17 protein-coding genes and 1 riboswitch are annotated in these 19,063 nt (G+C 72.6%); of the genes, 14 read left to right on the top strand and 3 right to left on the bottom strand.

The features are described 5' to 3' along the window. Positions 1–6: 6 nt before the first annotated feature. From O7607_RS26005 to O7607_RS25995, 3 genes are all read left to right on the top strand, one after another. Complete coding sequence (locus O7607_RS26005) at positions 7–666, top strand: hypothetical protein (protein ID WP_269705845.1); 660 nt, start codon at positions 7–9, stop codon at positions 664–666. A gap of 140 nt (positions 667–806) precedes the next feature. Continuing rightward, positions 807–3,119, top strand: a complete 2,313-nt coding sequence (locus tag O7607_RS26000) for a transglycosylase domain-containing protein (RefSeq protein WP_269705844.1) — start codon at positions 807–809, stop codon at positions 3,117–3,119. A gap of 412 nt (positions 3,120–3,531) precedes the next feature. Then, positions 3,532–5,595: a M4 family metallopeptidase gene (locus O7607_RS25995; protein ID WP_269705843.1), complete on the top strand. Its 2,064-nt coding sequence runs from the start codon at positions 3,532–3,534 to the stop codon at positions 5,593–5,595. Between the two features lie 121 nt (positions 5,596–5,716). Here O7607_RS25995 and O7607_RS25990 read toward each other — a convergent pair whose 3' ends face one another. After that, entirely contained in the window at positions 5,717–6,166 is a 450-nt protein-coding gene (locus tag O7607_RS25990) for a YbaB/EbfC family nucleoid-associated protein (protein ID WP_269705842.1), read from the bottom strand. Positions 6,167–6,349: 183 nt separating this feature from the next. Then, positions 6,350–7,027: a LysM peptidoglycan-binding domain-containing protein gene (locus O7607_RS25985; protein ID WP_269705841.1), complete on the bottom strand. Its 678-nt coding sequence runs from the start codon at positions 7,025–7,027 to the stop codon at positions 6,350–6,352. Continuing rightward, positions 7,026–7,171, bottom strand: a riboswitch (cyclic di-AMP (ydaO/yuaA leader). It overlaps the preceding gene by 2 nt. Positions 7,172–7,341: 170 nt before the next feature. Between O7607_RS25985 and O7607_RS25980 the strand changes: the two genes are divergently transcribed. From O7607_RS25980 to O7607_RS25970, 3 genes are read left to right on the top strand one after another with little or no spacing between them, the layout of a single operon-like run. Continuing rightward, a complete protein-coding gene (locus tag O7607_RS25980) occupies positions 7,342–8,904 on the top strand; it encodes an LLM class flavin-dependent oxidoreductase (RefSeq protein WP_269705840.1) in 1,563 nt (520 codons plus the stop codon). Positions 8,905–8,950: 46 nt separating this feature from the next. After that, the gene (locus O7607_RS25975) at positions 8,951–9,427 is read left to right on the top strand and encodes a winged helix-turn-helix transcriptional regulator (protein WP_269705839.1); all 477 of its coding nucleotides are present in this window, start codon (positions 8,951–8,953) and stop codon (positions 9,425–9,427) included. 31 nt (positions 9,428–9,458) lie between these two features. Then, entirely contained in the window at positions 9,459–10,157 is a 699-nt protein-coding gene (locus O7607_RS25970) for an SDR family oxidoreductase (protein ID WP_269705838.1), read from the top strand. A 65-nt stretch (positions 10,158–10,222) separates the two neighbouring features. Here O7607_RS25970 and htpG read toward each other — a convergent pair whose 3' ends face one another. Next, positions 10,223–12,115, bottom strand: coding sequence for a molecular chaperone HtpG (gene htpG / locus O7607_RS25965; protein ID WP_269705837.1), 1,893 nt, complete (start codon positions 12,113–12,115; stop codon positions 10,223–10,225). Between the two features lie 138 nt (positions 12,116–12,253). Here htpG and O7607_RS25960 point away from each other — a divergent pair, with 138 nt between their 5' ends. The 8 genes from O7607_RS25960 to O7607_RS25925 all read left to right on the top strand — a co-directional run bounded on the left by O7607_RS25960 (position 12,254) and on the right by O7607_RS25925 (position 18,779). Then, complete coding sequence (locus O7607_RS25960) at positions 12,254–12,985, top strand: FadR/GntR family transcriptional regulator (RefSeq protein WP_269705835.1); 732 nt, start codon at positions 12,254–12,256, stop codon at positions 12,983–12,985. Further along, positions 12,982–13,809, top strand: coding sequence for a sterol desaturase family protein (locus O7607_RS25955; RefSeq protein ID WP_269705834.1), 828 nt, complete (start codon positions 12,982–12,984; stop codon positions 13,807–13,809). The genes O7607_RS25960 and O7607_RS25955 overlap by 4 nt, the downstream gene beginning before the upstream one ends. After that, on the top strand, positions 13,806–14,474 hold the full coding sequence (locus O7607_RS25950) for a lysoplasmalogenase (RefSeq protein WP_269705833.1): 669 nt from the start codon (positions 13,806–13,808) through the stop codon (positions 14,472–14,474). Before O7607_RS25955 ends, O7607_RS25950 begins: the two co-directional genes overlap by 4 nt. Further along, positions 14,447–14,938: an SsrA-binding protein SmpB gene (smpB, locus tag O7607_RS25945; protein ID WP_269705832.1), complete on the top strand. Its 492-nt coding sequence runs from the start codon at positions 14,447–14,449 to the stop codon at positions 14,936–14,938. The genes O7607_RS25950 and smpB overlap by 28 nt, the downstream gene beginning before the upstream one ends. A 42-nt stretch (positions 14,939–14,980) precedes the next feature. Beyond that, complete coding sequence (locus O7607_RS25940; protein WP_269705831.1) at positions 14,981–15,529, top strand: DinB family protein; 549 nt, start codon at positions 14,981–14,983, stop codon at positions 15,527–15,529. Between the two features lie 47 nt (positions 15,530–15,576). Next, a complete protein-coding gene (locus O7607_RS25935) occupies positions 15,577–16,152 on the top strand; it encodes a helix-turn-helix domain-containing protein (RefSeq protein ID WP_269705830.1) in 576 nt (191 codons plus the stop codon). Beyond that, a complete protein-coding gene (locus O7607_RS25930; RefSeq protein ID WP_269705829.1) occupies positions 16,149–17,429 on the top strand; it encodes an MFS transporter in 1,281 nt (426 codons plus the stop codon). Before O7607_RS25935 ends, O7607_RS25930 begins: the two co-directional genes overlap by 4 nt. 114 nt (positions 17,430–17,543) lie before the next feature. Further along, complete coding sequence (locus O7607_RS25925) at positions 17,544–18,779, top strand: ricin-type beta-trefoil lectin domain protein (RefSeq protein WP_269705828.1); 1,236 nt, start codon at positions 17,544–17,546, stop codon at positions 18,777–18,779. Positions 18,780–19,063 lie beyond the last annotated feature (284 nt).

Here is a 19,063-nt window from a genome sequence, read left to right as displayed (position 1 = left end):
TCGTTCATGAGCACTGCCCTGCCCGTCGTCCGCGCCCGATGGTGCGACATCGGCCGGATCGCCGATCTGGTCGCCGAGGCCCTCGCGCCCACCGCGCTGGCCGCCTGGCTCGTCCCCGACACCTCGCGCCGCCTGCCGGTCCTCGCCGCCGTGGCGCGGATCTGGACCGAACACGCGCTGCTGTTCGGCGACGCGTTCCTGCTGCCCGACGGCAGCGCCGCCACCGTCTGGTTCCACCGCTACCGCCCGATCCCCACCCCCCACCGGTACGCCGACCGTCTCGCCGGAGCCGCCGGGCCGGACGGGGACCGGTTCCGCCGCCTCGGTGCGGAACTGGCGGCACGGCGCCCGGCCGAACCGCACAACAACCTGGCGCTGCTGGCCGCGCCCCGGGGCGGCGCGGCGGAGGCGCTGTCCGCGGCGCAGCGCCGGATGGACACGTTGAGCCTGCCCACGTACGCGCACCCGTGCGCCGGTGAGCAGGAGGAGCTGCTGCGGCGGCTCGGCTATGCCGAACGGGAGACGTTCCCCGCCCCGGACGGCACGCCGGTGCGATCGTTGTGGCGGTCGGCGCCGTTCCACGCGGGCGGCAGCGACAGGTGGCGGACCCGCCGGGCCGCCCGCCGGGAGCACGACGACCGGGCCGCCGGACGGGCGGCGCACTGACCGGGTGAGCCCCGGGCCGGGGCGGCAGCCGTCCGCCCCGGCCCGGACCCGCGCGTCCGGGTTCGTCGGCCGGTGCCGTCGGCGCAGCTCGGTTAGCCTGCGAGCCGGGCACGACTCAGCCGAGCAGTCGGAGGTAACGCGTGCGGAACAGCGGATCCACAGCGGGGCCGGGCGGCGCGCCGCCGGTGCGCCCCAGGCGCAAGCGGCGGCGTCTGCTGGTCGTCCTCGCGGTCTGCACGCTGCTGGCCGGCTGCGGGCTGGTGGCCGGCGGCTACTACTTCGACAGCGTGCCGACGCCCAGTGACCTGAAGCTGCCCGAGTCCACCACCGTCTACTACGCCGACGGGCGCACGCCGATGGCGAAGCTGGGCGCGCAGAACCGCACCATCGTGCCGTACGACCAGATGAACGACTCGGCGAAGCAGGCGATCGTGGCCGCCGAGGACCGTACGTTCTGGACCAACCGCGGCATCGACTTCAAGGGCGTACTGCGCGCCGCCTGGGCGAACGTGAGCGGCGGCCAGCGGCAGGGCGCGTCCACCCTCACCCAGCAGTACGCGCGCATCGCCGCGGATCTGCGCGGGGTCACCTACTCCCGCAAGCTGCGCGAGGCGGTGATCGCGTGGAAGCTCGACGACGCGTACTCGAAGGAGGAGATCCTCGGTTTCTACCTGAACACCGTGCCGTTCGGGCGGGGCGCGTACGGCATCGAGGCAGCCGCGCAGACGTACTTCGGCAAGACGGTGCGCCGGGACGCGCCGCCCGAGCGGCAGCTCACCCAGGCCGAGGCGATGGTGCTCTGCGCCATGGTCAAGCAGCCGGAGGCGGACCCGGCCGACCCCGAGGGCACGCCCGGCTACGACCCGCGCCGCAACGCGCTGGCGCGGCAGAACTCGATCGACAGGTGGAACTACATCCGCGACGGCATGGTCAAGCTCGGCTACCTGACGCCGCAGCAGGCAGCCGACCTCGCGTACCCGGACACGGTCCGGCCGATCGACAAGGACGCGGGACGCTCCGACCTGGACCGGCCGACCGGCCTGGTCGTCAACCACGTGCTCGCCGAGCTGCGCGAGACCGACCCGTTCCGCGGCAAGCCCGACGAGGTGATCCGCGACGGCGGCTACCGGATCGTCACCACCATCGACAAGCGGGTGCAGGACGCGGCCGAGTCGGCGGCGGACATCCGCCGCGACACCGCGCCGCAGGCGGTACGCGGCCAGCCGCGCAACTGGCAGGCGGCGCTGGTGGCGGTGGAGCCGGGCACCGGGCGGGTGCTCGGCTACTACGGCGGCGACAAGGGCGCCGGCGCGGACTACGCGGGCTGGTACTACGACGAGAACGGTGAGACCCGCGGCTTCGGCCAGCATCCGCCGGGGTCGTCGTTCAAGGTGTACGACCTGGCCGCCGCCGTCCGCGACGGGATCTCGGTGAAGCAGCGGTTCGACTCGCCGGACACCAAGGAGTTCCCCGCCTCGGGGCGGACCAGGGGCAGCGCGGCCGGGCCGATCCGCAACGCCGAGCGCGCGTCCTGCCAGCCGGACTGCGCGCTCTGGGAGGCCACCGTCGCCTCGCTGAACGTGACCTACTTCGAGCTGACCGAGAAGCTGGGCACCGACAAGGTGATCGAGATGGCCCGGCAGGCGGGCGTGGAGTCGATGTGGGAGACGGTCCGGGGCAATCCCCGGCCGCAGCGCGTCGACCTGCGCAGCGACCCGGCCGGCGAGGTGGCGAAGCGGTTCTCCACCGAGGTCGGGATCGGGCAGTACGGCATCACCGTGCAGGACCACGCGAACGGCATGGCCACGTTCGCGGCCGGCGGCAAGCGCGCCGACGCGCACTTCGTCCGGTCGGTGAGCAAGGACGACGAGGAGGTGTGGACCGAGCAACTGCGCACCACCGACCTGGGGCTGGACCGGGAGGCGATCGACCAGCTGGACTGGACGCTGCGCCGGGTCCGGGCCGCCGAGCTGGGCAACGGCTGGGACTCCGCGGGCAAGACCGGCACCTGGCAGGCCGGGCAGAGCACCACCCAGAACGTGCACACCTGGATGGTCGGCTGGACCGGCGCGCTCGCCTCGGCCGTCTGGCTGGGCACCACCGACGGCAAGCCGCTGCGCACGAAGAGCGGCAGCTACGAGGTGTACGGCTCGACCGGCGCCGCGCCGATCTGGCGGCAGTTCATGACCCGGGCCACCGCGGCGATGAAGCTCGACCCGGGCAAGCACCGGTTCGGTGAGCCGAAGTTCCCCGGCGAGACCCCGGAGCCGACCCGGTCGGCGCCGCCGCCGACCACCGCCGCGCCCACGCCGTCGGAGTCGCCGAGCCCGAGCCCGACCCGGTCGAGCCCGAGCCCGGAGCCGACCGGGCGGCCGAGCTCACGGCCGACGCTGACACCGTCGCTGCCACCGCTGCCCACCGTGTCGCCGACGCGGACCCGCGGCCCGCGCTGACCCGGCCGGGCGGTGGTGCGACCGCCGCCCGGCCGCGCGCATGGCGGCCTCGCGTCTATGCGCGCCATTCGCACACAGCGGCAACGTCCGCAATTTGCACGGCACTTCATCCACCATCGGCGATGTTCGCCCTGATCAGGGGCTATTGAAGATCATGGTTGCCTGAATCGGCGCGCGTGGCGACGCGCCCGACTGTCAGCCGTTGCCCAGGTCACCCATTGCTCCGAGCTCGGGCGGCGTGTGATTGTGCACCAGCGAGCAGCCGACCCCCGGCGACTCGCGACGGTCGATCTGTCGACCCGGAGCCACGCCGGCAGCTCCGGTGACCGGCCGTCACCCTGCCTCGCACCACCGCGCCGCCCGTCCCCACCGGGCTCCGTGCGGCGCGCCTGTAGAACAGGAGCAAACCCCCGTGAAACTCACACCTCGCTTCGCCGCGCTCACCGGCGCGGCCGCGGCCGGCATCCTCGCCGCCGGCACCGCCGCGGCCGTGCAGGCCGCGCCACCCGGACCCGCCGCCCCGGACCCGGCCCAGGCCCGCGCGGTCGCCGCCGACTCGGCCCGCGCGCTGGTCGCGAACCGCCCCGCCTACCTGCAGGCCGGCGCCGACGACGCGTTCGTCCAGAAGCCGGTCATCTCCTCCGAGGGCACCCAGTACGTGCCCTACGAGCGCACCTACAAGGGCCTGCCGGTGGTCGGCGGGGACTTCGTGCTCGCCACGGACGCGGCCGGCAACCTGAAGTACGCCTCGGTCGCCCAGCAGCGGCCCATCGGCGCCCTCGCCACCACGCCCGCGCTGACCCGGAACGCCGCCGCGACGACGGCGCGCGCCCAGCTCAAGACGGTCAGCGCCGTCGAGGGCACCACGCTCGTGGTCTACACGCTCGGCGCCGCACCGGCGCTGGCCTGGGAGACCACTGTTCGCGGCACCGGCGCGGACGGCCCCAGCCGGCTCACCGTCGACGTCGACGCCCGCACCGGCGCGATCCTGCGCACGCAGGAACACGTCGTCCGCGGCACCGGCACCGGCGCCTGGAACGGGCCCAGCCCGCTCACGCTCAACACCACCCAGTCGGGCTCCACGTACACCATGAAGGACCCGACCGTCACCAACCTGAGCTGCCAGGACTCGGCGAACAACACCACGTTCAGCGGCTCCGACGACGTGTGGGGCAACGGCACCGCCACCAACAAGGAAACCGGCTGCGTGGACGCGTTGTTCTCGGCGCAGACCGAGCACAAGATGCTCTCCCAGTGGCTGGGCCGCAACGGCGCCAACGGCAACGGCGGCTACTGGCCGATCCGGGTCGGTCTCAACGACCAGAACGCCTACTACGACGGCAGCCAGGTGCAGATCGGCAAGAACACCGCCGGCCAGTGGATCGGCTCGCTGGACGTGGTGGCGCACGAGATCGGTCACGGCATCGACGACACCACCCCCGGCGGCATCTCCGGCGGCGGTACGCAGGAGTTCGTGGCGGACACGTTCGGCGCGGCCACCGAGTGGTTCGCCAACGAGCCGTCCAGCTACGACGCACCGGACTTCCTGGTCGGCGAGAAGATCAACCTGGTCGGCTCCGGCCCGATCCGCAACATGTACAACCCGTCGGCGCTCGGCGACCCGAACTGCTACTCCAGCAGCATCCCGTCGACCGAGGTGCACGCCGCGGCCGGCCCGGGCAACCACTGGTTCTACCTGCTGGCCAACGGCAGCAGCCCGACCAACGGGCAGCCGTCCAGCTCGACCTGCAACAGCAGCAGCGTGACCGGCCTGGGCATCCAGAAGGCCATGAAGATCATGTACAACGCGATGCTGCTGAAGACGTCCTCCTCGTCCTACCTGAAGTACCGCGTGTGGACGCTGCAGGCGGCGAAGAACCTCTACCCGAGCAGCTGCACCGAGTTCAACACGGTCAAGGCGGCCTGGGCCGCGGTGAGCGTGCCGGCCCAGTCCGGTGAGCCGACCTGCGCCGGCGGCACCCCGACGCCCACGCCGAGCACCACGACCACCCCGCCGTCGGGCGGCTGCTCCGGCAACAAGCTCGCCAACCCCGGCTTCGAGTCGGGCAACGTGAGCTGGAGCGCCTCGTCCGGCGTCATCACCACCGACAGCGGCCAGGCCGCGCACGGCGGCTCGTACAAGGCGTGGCTGGACGGGTACGGCTCGTCGCACACCGACACGTTGAGCCAGTCGGTGACGATCCCGGCCGGATGCCGGGCGACGTTGAGCTTCTGGCTGCACATCGACAGCGCGGAGTCGACCACCAGCACCGCGTACGACAAGCTCACCGTCAAGGCCGGCAGCACCACGCTGGCGACCTACTCCAACCTGAACAAGGCCACCGGCTACGTGCAGCGGTCCTTCGACGTCTCGTCGCTCGCGGGCACCACGGCGACCATCTCGTTCAGCGGCGTGGAGGACAGCTCGTTGCAGACGTCCTTCGTCGTCGACGACACCGCGGTCACCCTGAGCTGACCGTGGCGTAGCGCGGCCGGTCGTCGTCCTCCCGGCGGCCGGCCGCCTCGTCGTCCCAGGCCGGGGCTACGTGCCGGGCCGGTGCTGCGCCTCGCCGCGCCCGGGGCGCGTGCGGCCGGGGTCAGGCCGGGCGCCCGGCCCGGGACGCGGTGCCGCGGTCGCGGTGGATCCGGGCGGCGGCCTCGTGCATCGCGCGGCCGAACAGCTCCGCCTGGTCACCCATGCTGCCGAGCCGGGCGGCGAGCGCGTCGGCGTCGGCCCGCGCCGACGCGCTGACCTGGGCGTCCAGCTCGGACAGGGCGGCGTTGGCGGCGGCGACGAGATGTCCGCAGAGGACGTCCAGGGGCTCGCCGGCCAGCTCCGGGTCGACCGTCACCGAATCCAGCCTGCCACCCTGGACGGCGACCGCGCGGACCCGGCCGCCGGCTGCCGTGCCCTCGGCGCGCAGCAGGTCGCCCGGCTCGCCGTCGGCGTGCGCCGAGGCCCGGGAGCGCATCGCCGTGAGAGCCTGCTGCGTGCGGGTCAGCAGCTCGTCGATGCTCGCGGCAGCCGAGAACGGGTCGTTGGTCATTTCCGCGCTTTCTTCACGTCTGAGCCGATCATCGTGACCCTAGCAACCGGCTCCGACGAATCGCGGTCAGCGGCCGTCACGGTCGGCGTCCCGGCGCCGCGAGCAGGCCGGACACCGGCGGCGCGGCGTGTCGCGGGCTGGCGAACGCCCGGCCGGGCGAACCGGCCGGGCGTCCGGAGCCGGTCAGCGCAGGCGCAGCCGCTGACCGGGGAAGATCAGGCCGGGGTCGTCGCCGACCACGGCCCGGTTGCGCTCGTGCAGGGCACGCCAGCCGCCGTTGACGCGCTGCGCCACGGCGATCTCCGACAGCGTGTCCCCGCGCCGCACCACGTACGTCTCGGCGCCTGGCGCAGGTTGCGGCGCCACCGTCGTCGCGGCGCGTTCCGGCCTCGCGGCGCGTTCCGGTGCGGCCTTGCGCGTGGTCGCCCGTTTCGGGGCCGCCTTCTTCGCGGCCGCCTTCTTCGGCGCCGCCTTCGGGGTGGCCCGCTCGGACCGGGTCGCCGCGCTCGCCGAGCCGCCCTTCTTGCCGCAGACCGGCCACGCGCCGATGCCCTGACCGCGCAACACCTTCTCGGCGACGGCGATCTGCTCGGAGCGGCTGGCCAGGTCGGCGCGGGCGGCGTACTTCTTGCCGCCGTAGCCGTTCCAGGTGGCGCGGGAGAACTGGAGCCCGCCGTAGTAGCCGTTACCGGTGTTGATCTTCCAGTTGCCGCCGGATTCGCAGCGCGCAACCGCGTCCCAGTTGACGCCCGCGCTGGCCGGAGCGGCCGGGCCGAACAGGGTCGCGGCGCCGACGGCGACGCCGGCCGTCATCGCTGCGAGAGCGGTACGACGACCCCGGGTCGAGTATTCAGTTGCCATGTGGATTCCTCCACGCCGACGAGGTGAGCTGTCGGGTTCGGGCCGAGGAGCCCGGCCGCCGGTGGCGGCTTCACCCCGAGGTGACGGTGCACCGTGGAACGTGTGGTTCCCCCGCTCCCGCGCGAGGTTCGGTTACCGGGGCCGGCGGCGGGATTTGGCGTTTCCGGCCTGCGGTGTCCGCGTCTGCGGACGAAACCGACGCTAGGAGCGATTTGCGACAATAGTCCACTTCTTGTGATGCTCTTCACCCGGCCGGACTACCACCTGTGGCGCTACCGTGGCAGGGCTGGACAAGATCACGGGAGGCGGGACCGATGACCGATCACGGACACGAGCTGACCTTCGGCGGCTTCATCACCCCCGCCGCCGGGCAGCCCGACCAGGTGGTGGCGCTCGCCCGCCTCTGCGAGCAGGTCGGGCTGGACCTGGTCACGTTCCAGGACCACCCGTACCAGCCCGGCTTCCTGGACACCTGGACGCTGATGTCCTACGTGGGCGCCGCCACCGAACGCGTCCGTCTGGCCGGAAACGTCCTCAACCTGCCGTTGCGCCAGCCGGTGGTGCTGGCCCGCAGCGTCGCCAGCCTGGACCTGCTCACCGGCGGCCGGGTCGAGCTCGGGCTCGGCGCGGGCGCGTTCTGGGACGCGATCGAGGCGGCGGGCGGGCGGCGCCTGTCCCCCGGTGCGGCCGTCGAGGCCCTCGACGAGGCGATCCGGGTGATCCGCGAGGTCTGGGACACCGGCAGTCGCGGCATGATCCGGGTCGACGGCGAGCACTACCGAGTGGTCGGCGCCAAGCGTGGCCCGGCGCCCGCGCACCCGGTGGGCATCTGGGTCGGCGCGTACAAGCCGCGCATGCTGCGCCTGGTCGGCCGCGCCGCGGACGGCTGGCTGCCGTCGCTGTCGTACCTGCCGAAGGGCCCCGACGAGCTGCCCGCCCTCAACGCGCTGGTCGACGAGGGCGCGGCGGCCGCCGGACGCGACCCGGCTGCGATCCGCCGCATGCTCAACGTGACCGGCACGTTCGCCCGCTCGTCGGCCGGTTTCCTGGCCGGGCCACCGGAGCAGTGGGTGGAGGAGCTGGCCGGGCTCACGCTGGAGCACGGCATCACCACGTTCATCCTCGGCAGCGACGAGCCGCGCGCGATCCAGATCTTCGGCCAGGAGGTGGCGCCCGCGGTCCGGGAGCTGGTCGCGGCCGAGCGCGCCGCGCCCACCGGCGGCACCCGCGCGGCGTCCGACGAGCAGACCGCCGCCGGCCTCCCGAGCACGCTCGGCGTCACCCCCACCCCCGACCCGGGGGTACGCCTGAGCGCGCGCCGCCCGTGGGACGAGTCCACCCGCCCGAGCGCCCCGCAGCCGCCGGCCGGACACGCCTACCCGGCCCGGGGACAGGCCGCCGGGCAGCACCTAGTGGACGTGCACGACCACCTGCGCCAGGAGCTGGCCCAGGTGCGGGACCTGCTGGAACAGGTCAAGCGGGGCAGTGTCTCGCCGGGCCGGGCGCGGGCCGCGCTGAACGAGATGACCATGCGGCAGAACAACTGGACGCTCGGGGCGTACTGCGCGGCGTACTGCACCATGGTCACCCAGCACCACGGGCTGGAGGACGCCTCGATCTTCCCGCACCTGCGCCGCTCCGAGGCCGGGCTGGCGGCGGTGCTGGACCGCCTCGAGGAGGAGCACGTGGTGATCCACGGGGTGGTGGAGAGCGTCGACCGGGCGCTCGTCGAGCTGGTCCGCCGGCCCGGCGACTTCACGCAGCTCCAGGAGGCGGTGGACCTGCTCACCGACACGCTGCTGTCGCACCTGTCGTACGAGGAGCACCAGATCGTCGAGCCGCTGGCCCGGCACGGCTTCTTCCCCGGCCAGCTGTGAGGTAGCTGACTTCTGTTTTCCTAAGTCAGTGGGTACCGTCGACGCCATGACGGACCTCCTTGCGCAGCGTGACTCCTGGTCCACCGCCAACTGCTCGATCGCCCGGGCGCTCGAGGTGATCGGCAACCGCACCACGCTGCTCCTGCTGCGGGAGGCGTCGTTCGGCACCCGCCGTTTCGACGACTTCGCCCGGCGGGTCGGCGTCAGCGAGCCCGTGGCCGCCACCCGCCTCAAGCAACTCGTCGCCGACGGGCTGCTCGACCGGCGTCCCTACCGCGAACCCGGGCAGCGCAGCCGCGACGAGTACGTGCTCACCGCGAAGGGCAGCGACCTGATCCCGGTGCTCGTCGCGCTGCGGCAGTGGGGCGACACGTACGCCGCCGACGAGGCGGGTCCGGCGGTACGGGTGGCCCACGACGAGTGCGGCGCGGCGGTGCACGCCCGGCTGCGCTGCGACGCCGGGCACGACGTACCGCCCGGTGAACTCGCCGTGCTGCCCGGTCCGGGCCTGCTGTCCGCCTGACCTCCCTTCCCACCACCTCTCGGAGCGAGACATGAAGATCGCTGGAAGCACCGCCCTGGTCACCGGCGCCAACCGCGGCTTCGGCCGGCACCTGGCCGCCGAACTCGTCGCGCGTGGCGCCACCGTCTGGGCCGGCGCGCGCAACCCGGACACCGTGGACCTGCCCGGCGTCACCCCGGCACGCCTCGACATCACCGACCCCGCGTCGGTGGCCGCCGCCGCGGAGCGGGCCGGTGACGTGACGCTGCTCGTCAACAACGCCGGCGTGAGCACCGGCACCGACCTGCTCGACGGCGACCTCGAAAAGATCCGGCTGGAGCTGGAGACGCACTACCTCGGCACACTGTCGGTGGTGCGGGCGTTCGCGCCCCGGATCGTGGCCAACGGCGGCGGCACGATCCTGAACGTCCTGTCCGCGCTGTCCTGGTTCACCTTCCCCGGCGTCGGCGCGTACGGCGCGGCGAAGGCCGCCGAGTGGTCGATGACGAACGCCCTGCGCGTGGAACTGGCCGGCCGTGGTGTCCGCGTCGCCGGCCTGCACGTGGGCTACATGGACACCGAGATGGCCGCCGCCGTCCCCGGCCCGAAGGCGCACCCGGCCGACGTCGCCCGGCTCGCGGCCGACGGCATCGAGTCCGACAGCTACGAGATCCTCGCCGACGACGTCGCCCGGCGGGTCCAGGCCGGACTGTCCGGCGGCGTGGCCGCGCTCTACCCCGCGCTCCCCTGAGCGCCACCTGTTAAAAGGGGGCCCCTCCTATCGCGTAGGCGACAAGAAGGGGCCCCTCCTTATGGCTAGAGGCCGCGGGCCAGGCGGTCGGCGAGGATGCGGGTGAACCGGGCCGGGTCGGCCAGCTCGCCGCCCTCGGCAAGCAGCGCCATGCCGTACAGCAGCTCGGCGGTCTCGGTCAGCGCGGCCGTGTCGCCGCCCTCGCCGTGCGCCTTGCGCAGGCCGGTGACCAGCGGGTGGGCGGGGTTCAGCTCCAGGATCCGCTTGACCTGCGGCACCTCCTGGCCCATCGCCCGGTACATCTTCTCCAGCGTCGGCGTCATGTCGTGCGCGTCGCCCACCACGCAGGCCGGTGACGTGGTCAGCCGGGTCGACAGGCGCACCTCCTTGACGCTGTCGGCGAGCGCGCCGCCGAGGAACGTGAGCAGCTCGGCGTACTCCTGCCGCTCGGCCTCGGCCTTCTCCTTCTCCTCCTCGGTCTCCAGGTCCACCTGCCCCTTGGCGACCGAGCGCAGCGTCTTCCCGTCGTACGCGCCGACGCGCTCGACCCACACCTCGTCCACCGGGTCGGTGAGGATCAGCACCTCGTAGCCCTTGGCGCGGAAGGCTTCCAGGTGCGGCGAGTTCTCGATGGTGGCCCGGTTCTCGCCGGTGGCGTAGTAGATCTCGCTCTGCCCGTCCTTCATCCGCTCCACGTACGCGCGCAGGGTGGTCGGCTCGGCCGGGTCGTGGGTGCTGGCGGCGCGGACCAGTTCCAGCAGCGTCTCGGTGTTGTCCGGGTCCTCCAGCAGCCCCTCCTTGACCACCGCGCCGAACTCGGTCCAGAACGTGCGGTACGACTCGGCGGACATGTCCTTGAGCGTGGCGAGGACCTTCTTGACCAGCCGGCGGCGCACCGCGCGGATCTGCCGGTCCTGCTGGAGGATCTCCCGGGAGATGTTCAGCGACAGGTCGTGCGCGTCCACCACGCCCTTGACGAAGCGCAGGTAGTTGGGCATCAGCGCGTCGCAGTCGTCCATGATGAACACGCGCTTGACGTAGAGCTGCACGCCGCGGCGGCCCTGCGGGGAGAACAGGTCGAGCGGGGCGTGCGAGGGCAGGAACAGCAGCGCCTCGTACTCGAAGGTGCCCTCGCCGCGCATGTGGATGGTTTCGAGTGGGTCGGCCCAGTCGTGCGCGACGTGCCGGTAGAACTCCTTGTACTCGGCCTCGTCGACCTCGTCCCGCGAGCGCGCCCAGAGCGCCTTCATCGAGTTGAGCGTCTGCTCCTCGCGGGTGGTGGCGCCGTCCTCGCCGGGCTTGTCGACTGTCATCCGGATCGGCCACGAGATGAAGTCGGAGTATCGCTTGACGATCTCCCGGATCGTCCACTCGGCGGTGTAGTCGTGCAGGTTGTCCTCGGTGTCGACCGGCTTGAGGTGCAGCGTGACCGAGGTGCCCTGGGGCGCGTCGGCGACCTCCTCGATCGAGTACGTGCCCTCCCCCGCGGACTCCCAGCGGGTGCCGCCGGACTGCCCGGCGCGGCGGGTCAGCAGCGTCACCTTGTCGGCGACCATGAACGTGGCGTAGAAGCCGACGCCGAACTGGCCGATCAGCTCCTGGGAGGCGGCGGCGTCGGACGACTCGCGCAGCTTGCGCAGCAGTTCGGCGGTGCCGGACTTGGCGATGGTGCCGATCAGGCGGACCACCTCGTCGCGGGTCATGCCGATGCCGTTGTCCCGCACGGTGAGCGTACGGGCGTCCTTGTCGGCCTCGATCTCGATGTGCAGGTCGGCGGTGTCGGCCGGCAGGTCCTTGTCGACGAGCGACTCCAGCCGCAGCTTGTCCAGCGCGTCGGACGCGTTCGAGATCAGTTCGCGCAGGAAGACGTCCTTGTTCGAGTAGATCGAGTGCACCATCAGCTGCAACAGCTGACGGGCCTCGGCCTGGAACTCCAGCGTCTCGACCCCGTCGCTCACACCGACTCCCTTCCCTCTGGCGGGTCCTACGGCGGAAAGGATACGAGGGGTGACCGCCGCGGTACGCACCGGCCGCCCCGGAATTCGACTGGTACAACCAGTTGACGGGTTGACGTGCGCGGGGCCACACTGCTGCGCATGACCTTCGATCCCGCGCCCCGCGTCTCGGTCTCCGACCACGTCTTCGGCCGGCTGCGCGACGCGATCGTCTCCGGCCGGTACGCGCCGGACGAGACGCTGCCCGGCGAACGGGAACTGGCCGGCGCGTTCGCGGTCAACCGGCACGCGGTCCGGGAGGCGCTGCGCCGCCTGCAACAACTCGGCCTGGTCCGGGTCAGCCAGGGCGGCGCGACCCGGGTGCTCGACTGGCGGGTGCACGCCGGGCTGGACCTGGCGCTGTCCCTGGCCCGCTCCGGCGACGTACTCCCGGTCGAGACGCTGGTGCGCGACATGCTGGAGATGCGGGCCTGCGTCGGGATCGACGCGGCCCGGCTCTGCGCGGAGCGCGGCGACGCGGCGGTCGTCGCCGCGGTGGTCCGGGCCGCCGAGGAGTACGGCGACCTGGCCCCCGACCTGGACCTGATGAACGAGGCGAACATCGCCATCTGGCGGCTGGTCGTGCGCGGCAGCGGCAACACCGCCTACCAGCTCGCCTTCAACAGCCTGGTGGCCGGCACCTTCGCGGTCGGCGACGTCCCTCCGGACGCCCGCGCGGCCGAACTGCTGGACGTCGCCGGGCACCGCCGTCTCGCCGCCTCGATCGCCTCCGGTCAGGGCGCGGCGGCGGCCCGGCACGCCCGGGAGCTGCTGACCGCGCCGGTCACCCCCACCCCCACCCCCACCACCCCCGGAAGGGAAGCGCGCGCATGATCCCCGCCGTGCTGTACGCCGTCCCGGCGTTCCTGCTCCTGATCGTCATCGAGGCGGTCTCCTACCGCTTCCTGCCCGACGACGACGAACGCGGCTACGAGCTGCGCGACACCACCACGAGTCTGTCGATGGGCCTGGGCAGCCAGATCATCGGCTTCCCGTGGAAGCTGCTCACCGTCGGCCTGTTCGCGGCGGCGTGGACCGTGGCGCCGGTGCAGCTGTCCCCCGGCGACTGGTGGACCTGGGTGATCCTGTTCTTCGCCGACGACCTGGCCTACTACTGGTTCCACCGCTCGCACCACGAGGTACGCGTGCTCTGGGCCAGCCACGTCGTGCACCACAGCAGCGTCTACTACAACTTCTCCACCGCGTTGCGGCAGAGCTGGACGCCGATGACCTCGCTGCCGTTCTGGCTGGCGCTGGCGCTGCTCGGCATCCCGCCGTGGATGATCTTCCTGCAGCAGTCGGTCAGCCTGCTCTACCAGTTCTTCCTGCACACCGAGCGGATCAAGGTGCTGCCCCGGCCGATCGAGTGGATCTTCAACACGCCGTCGCACCACCGGGTGCACCACGGCTCGAACACCGAGTACCTGGACCGCAACTACGGCGGCATCCTGATCATCTGGGACCGGCTGTTCGGCACGTTCGAGCCGGAGCGGGCCACCGCGCGCTACGGGCTGACCACGAACATCGGCACCTACAACCCGCTGCGAGTGGCCACCCACGAGTTCGCCGCGATCTGGTCCGACGTACGCCGGGCACGCTCCTGGCGGCACCGCCTCGGCTACCTGTTCGGCCGTCCCGGCTGGCAGCCGGTCCGATGAGGCGGCTGCTGCCCCTGTTCGGGCTGGTCGCCGCCGTCGAACTGGTCGGCGTCGCCCTCGACTCGACGGTGCTCCAGTGGCTGGCCAAGCCGCTGCTCGCGCCGGTGCTGCTGGCGTACCTCTGGGCGCACCGGCGCCGCATCGACGCGGTGGCGGTCGGCCTGGTCGCCGCCACCGCGGGCGACGTCGCCCTGCTCCTGCCGGGTGACACCGCGTTCCTCGCCGGCATGGGGTTCTTCCTGGTTACCCAGGTCGCGTTCATCACCGCCTTCGTGCGGCACCGCCGCGCGCCGCTCGTGGCGTGGGCCGGTTACCTGGTCGCCTGGGCGGGCGCGAACGCGCTGTTGTGGGGCATGCTCGGGCCGCTGCGGCTGCCGGTGCTCGGCTACAGCCTGGCGCTGTGCCTGATGGCCGCCGCCGCGACCGGGGTGTCGGCGCGGGTCGCCGCGGGCGGCGCGTTCTTCCTCGTCTCCGACCTGCTCATCGGCGTGGGCGCGGCCGGGATCGACCTGCCCGGGCGGGGCCTGCTGGTGATGACCACCTACTGCGCGGCGCTGCTGCTGATCACCACCGGCTGGGTGACCGCGACCCGCCCGGCGACCGGCCCCGAGTCGTCGCCCGCGGGTACCCTGCTCGCGTGGCCAGGGAGAACGGGCGCAAGCTGATCGCCTCGAACAAGAAGGCGCGGCACGACTACGACATCCTCAAGACGTACGAGGCGGGCATCGTGCTGGCCGGCACGGAGGTGAAGTCGCTGCGCGAAGGGCGGGTGTCGCTTGTCGACGCGTTCGCCCAGGAGCGCGACGGCGAGATCATGCTGTACGGCCTGCACATCGCCGAGTACGGCTTCGGCACCTGGACCAACCACGCGCCCCGGCGCACCCGCAAGCTGCTGCTGCACCGGGTGGAGATCACCCGCATCCTGGAGAAGCTGCGCGACGGCGGCATCACGCTGGTGCCGCTGTCGATGTACTTCGCCGACGGCTGGGCCAAGGTGGAGCTGGGCCTGGCCCGGGGCCGCCGGTCGTACGACAAGCGCCAGGCGCTCGCCGAGCGGGACGCGAAGAAGGAGATCGCCCGGGAGATGGGCCGCCGCCTCAAGGGCCGTACGACGGCGCGGCGGGACTGAGCGCGCCGTTTTCTGTCCCAGGCCGGTGGCACGCTGAGGCGCATGACCGATCTGACCTGGAACCCGCTGCTCCGCGAACAGCTCACCTGGCACTGGACCTACCAGTTGCGCGACCGCCTCGCCGGGCTCACCGACGCCGAATACCTCTGGGAGCCGGTCCCCGGCTGCTGGAGCCTGCGACCACGCGCCGACGGCGGCACGCCGACGATCGACTTCGCGATGCCGCAGCCGGACCCGCCGCCGTTCACCACCATCGCGTGGCGGCTCGCGCACGTCATCGTCGGCGTGCTGGCCATGCGCAACGCGTCGCACTTCGGCCGCGCGCCGACCGACTACGCCTCGTTCCCCTACTCCCCCACCGCGGCCGGCGCGCTGGCCCAGCTCGACGAGGAGTACGCCGCCTGGACGGCGGGGGTCGAGGCGCTCGGCGAGGACGGCCTGGGCCGCCCCTGCGGCCCGGCGGAGGGGCCGTTCGCGGACGTCCCGATGGCCACGCTCGTGCTGCACATCAACCGGGAGGTGATCCACCACCTGTCCGAGGTGTGCCTGCTGCGTGACCTGTACCGCCACACGCCGGAGGCCGCACGGTAAATACAAGGTTTCTTGTACATCATCTGTTGTAGGTCTAGTCTGTCGATATGACGGACGGAACCGCCAACCGGCGCGTGAGCGACCCGCGAGCCATGCGGGCGCTGGCCCACCCCACCCGGCTACGACTGCTCGGCGAGCTGCGCCTGCGCGGCCCGCAGACGGTCGGCATGCTCAGCGAGCGCACCGGCGAGGCGGTGGGTTCGGTCAGCTACCACGTCGGCAAGCTGGCCGAGCACGGCTTCGTGACCGAGGCCCCCGACCTGGCCCGCGACCGGCGCGAGCGGTGGTGGCGGGCCGCGCACGCCACCACCGACTGGGATCCGCTCGAACTGCTCGACGACCCGGAGCGCCGGCTCGCCGGCAACCTGCTGCGCCAGGCCGCCATGCAGCGCTACGTGGACCGCTACCAGGCGTACCTGGACTCCGAGGCGAGCCTCGACCCGGCCTGGGTACGCGGCACGACCAGCAGCGACATCGTGCTGCGCCTGACGCCGGAGGAACTGGTCGAGCTGCGCGACGAGCTGTCCGCGCTGGGCCGACGCTGGCAGGAGCGCGGCGCACCCGGCCGGGCCGGCGCCGAGATGGTCACGCTGATCTGGCAGGCGTACCGGGGGCCGCAGTGACCCGCGACCGCCGGCCGCTGGCCGGACTGCTGATCGGGCACGCCGTCTCACTGACCGGCAACGTGCTCACGCTCATCGCGCTGCCGCTCTACGTGCTGGCCGAGACCGGCTCACCGGCGGCCACCGGACTGGCCGGAGCGTTCGCCACCGCGCCCGTGGTGCTCGGCGGCGCGTTCGGCGGCGTGCTCGTCGACCGGATCGGCTACCGGCGCTCCAGCGTGCTCGCCGACGTGGTCTCCGGCGTGACCATCGCCGCCGTACCCCTGTTGCACGCCACCGTCGGCCTGCCGTTCCCGGCGCTGCTGGCCCTGGTCTTCGTCAGCGGCCTGCTCGACACACCCGGGCAGACCGCGCGCACGGCGTTGCTCCCGGAGGCCGCGGCGGCGGCCGGGGTGCCGATCGAGCGGGCGGTCGGCTGGGCCGAGGCGACCTCGCGCGGCGCCCGGATGATCGGCGCGCCGGTGGCCGGCCTGCTCGTCGGCGTGTTCGGCGCGCTGCCGGTGCTGGCGGTGGACGCGGTGACGTTCGCCGTGTCAGCGCTCGTCGTGGCGCTGCTGGTGCCACGCCGCCTGAGCCCGTCCGGCGAGGAGAGCGAGCCGGAGGCCGGCGGCTACTGGCGGCAGTTCGCCGCCGGGCTGCGCTTCCTGGCCCGCGAGCCGCTGCTGCGCGCCATGGTCCTGCTGGTGCTGGTGACGAACCTGTTCGACGCGGCCAAGAGTCAGGTGCTGCTGCCTGTGGTCGCCGACCGGGAACTCGGCGGCCCGGCCGCGTTCGGCCTGCTGGTCGGCGTCATGGGTGGTGGCGCGCTGGTCGGCTCGCTGGTGTTCAGCGCGATCGGGCACCGGCTGCCCCGCCGGGCCACGTTCGTCACCGCGTACGTGTTGTGCGGCGCGCCGCCACTGTGGGCGCTCGCCGCCGCACCGCCGCTGCCGGTGGTGGTCGCCGTGGTCGCGGTCGCCGGGCTGGCCGCGGGCTCGCTCAACCCGCTGATGGGCGCCGTCGAGCTGGAGCGGGTGCCGCCCGCGATGCGGGCCCGGGTGTACGGCGTGATCGGCGCGGGCGCGTGGGCGGCCATGCCGGCCGGCGCGGTCGGCGCGGGATTCGCCGCGGACCGGTTCGGCCCGACGTCCACGCTCGTCGTGATGGGCGCGTGCTACCTGCTGGTGGTGCTGACGCCGCTGCTGGGCGGCCCGTGGCGGGACATGCGCCGGCCCACAGTGGTGCGGCAGCGCGAGCCGGAGCCGACGTCGGAGCGCCAGCGGGAAACGCTCTCTTGACATCGACCGACTTCGTTCATACCTTCATCGAAGTCTATTTGTATGGTTTGTTTACCGTTGGGCGGGGCCGGCCGCCGTGACGGTGGCAGCCACCACCCCCGCAGGAGGCGCCCCGTGCGCACCATCCGTACCCTCGCCGCCCTGGCGGCGACGGCGGTCGGCCTCACCGCCGCCCTCGCCGTCGTCCCCCACTCCCCCGCGATCGCCGCGCCCGGCGCGGTCACCTGGTCCGACGACTTCAACGGCCCGGCCGGCGCCGCCCCCGACGCGAGCAAGTGGCGTTACGACATCGGTGGCGGCGGCTGGGGCAACAACGAGTTGCAGTACTACACGAACAGCACCCGCAACGCCGCGCTCGACGGCAACGGCAACCTGGTCATCACCGCCCGCCGGGAGAACCCGTCCGGCTACTCCTGCTGGTACGGCACCTGCCAGTACACCTCGGCCCGGCTGCTCACCAACGGCACGTTCGCCCAGGCGTACGGGCGGTTCGAGGCGCGCATCAAGGTCCCGCGTGGACAGGGACTGTGGCCGGCGTTCTGGATGCTCGGCAACGACATCGGCACGAACCCCTGGCCCGGCAGCGGCGAGATCGACATCATGGAGAACGTCGGCTACGCCCCCTCGACCGTCTGGGGCACGCTGCACGGCCCCGGCTACTCCGGCGGCAACAGCGTCGGCGCGTCCACCTCGCTGCCCGGCGGCCAGGCGCTCGCCGACGCCTTCCACACGTTCACTGTGGACTGGGCGCCGGACTCGATCACCTGGTACCTCGACGGTGTGGCGTACTCCCGTAAGACCCCCGCCGACCTGGGCGGCAACCGCTGGGTCTTCGACCACCCCTTCTTCATGATCATGAACGTGGCGGTCGGTGGCAACTGGCCCGGTTCGCCGGACGGCAGCACCATGTTCCCGCAGACCATGACCATCGACTACGTCCGGGTACAGGCGTGGGACAACGGCGGCGGGGGCACCGGCGGCCAGATCATCGGGTACGGCAACAAGTGCGTCGACGTGGCCAGCGCCGGCACCGCCAACGGCACGCCCGTGCAGCTGTGGACCTGCAACGGCACCGCCGCCCAGCGCTGGACCTGGAACGCCGACGGCTCGGTACGCGCGCTCGGCAAGTGCCTCGACGTGGCCGCCGGGTCGACGGCGAGCGGCGCCAAGGTGCAGCTCTACGACTGCAACGGCACCGGCGCGCAGAAGTGGGTGTTCAGCGCGGCCGGGGACATCGTCAACCCCCAGGCGAACAAGTGCCTGGACGCGACGGGTCCCAGCTCGGCCGACGGCACCCGGCTGCAGATCTGGGACTGCACCGGCGCCGCCAACCAGAAGTGGCGCCGCTGACCGGAGTCCCGGCCCGGGGCGGGCGGCACAAACCGCCCGCCCCGGCCACCCCCCGCACCCCCTTCCCCCGCGATCTTGCACTTTCGGCCCGAGTCGCGCCCCGAATGCCCCGTTCGCCCGGGCACAAAGCGCAAGATCGCGGGCAGGGGTGCGGCCGACCCACCGGCCCCCTGCGCGGCGACCTGCCCGGCCACCCATATCGGCCAGGTGCGTCCGGATTCCAGGATTCGCGGACCACATCCCGGAAACCGCAGTAGATCTTGGTACGAAAGGGCCCTCATAGG

The organism is Micromonospora sp. WMMA1949, assembly GCF_027460145.1.
Lineage (GTDB): Bacteria > Actinomycetota > Actinomycetes > Mycobacteriales > Micromonosporaceae > Micromonospora.
The sequence above is the reverse complement of the archived record's forward strand: the minus strand, read 5'-3'. Positions and strand labels throughout refer to the sequence as shown.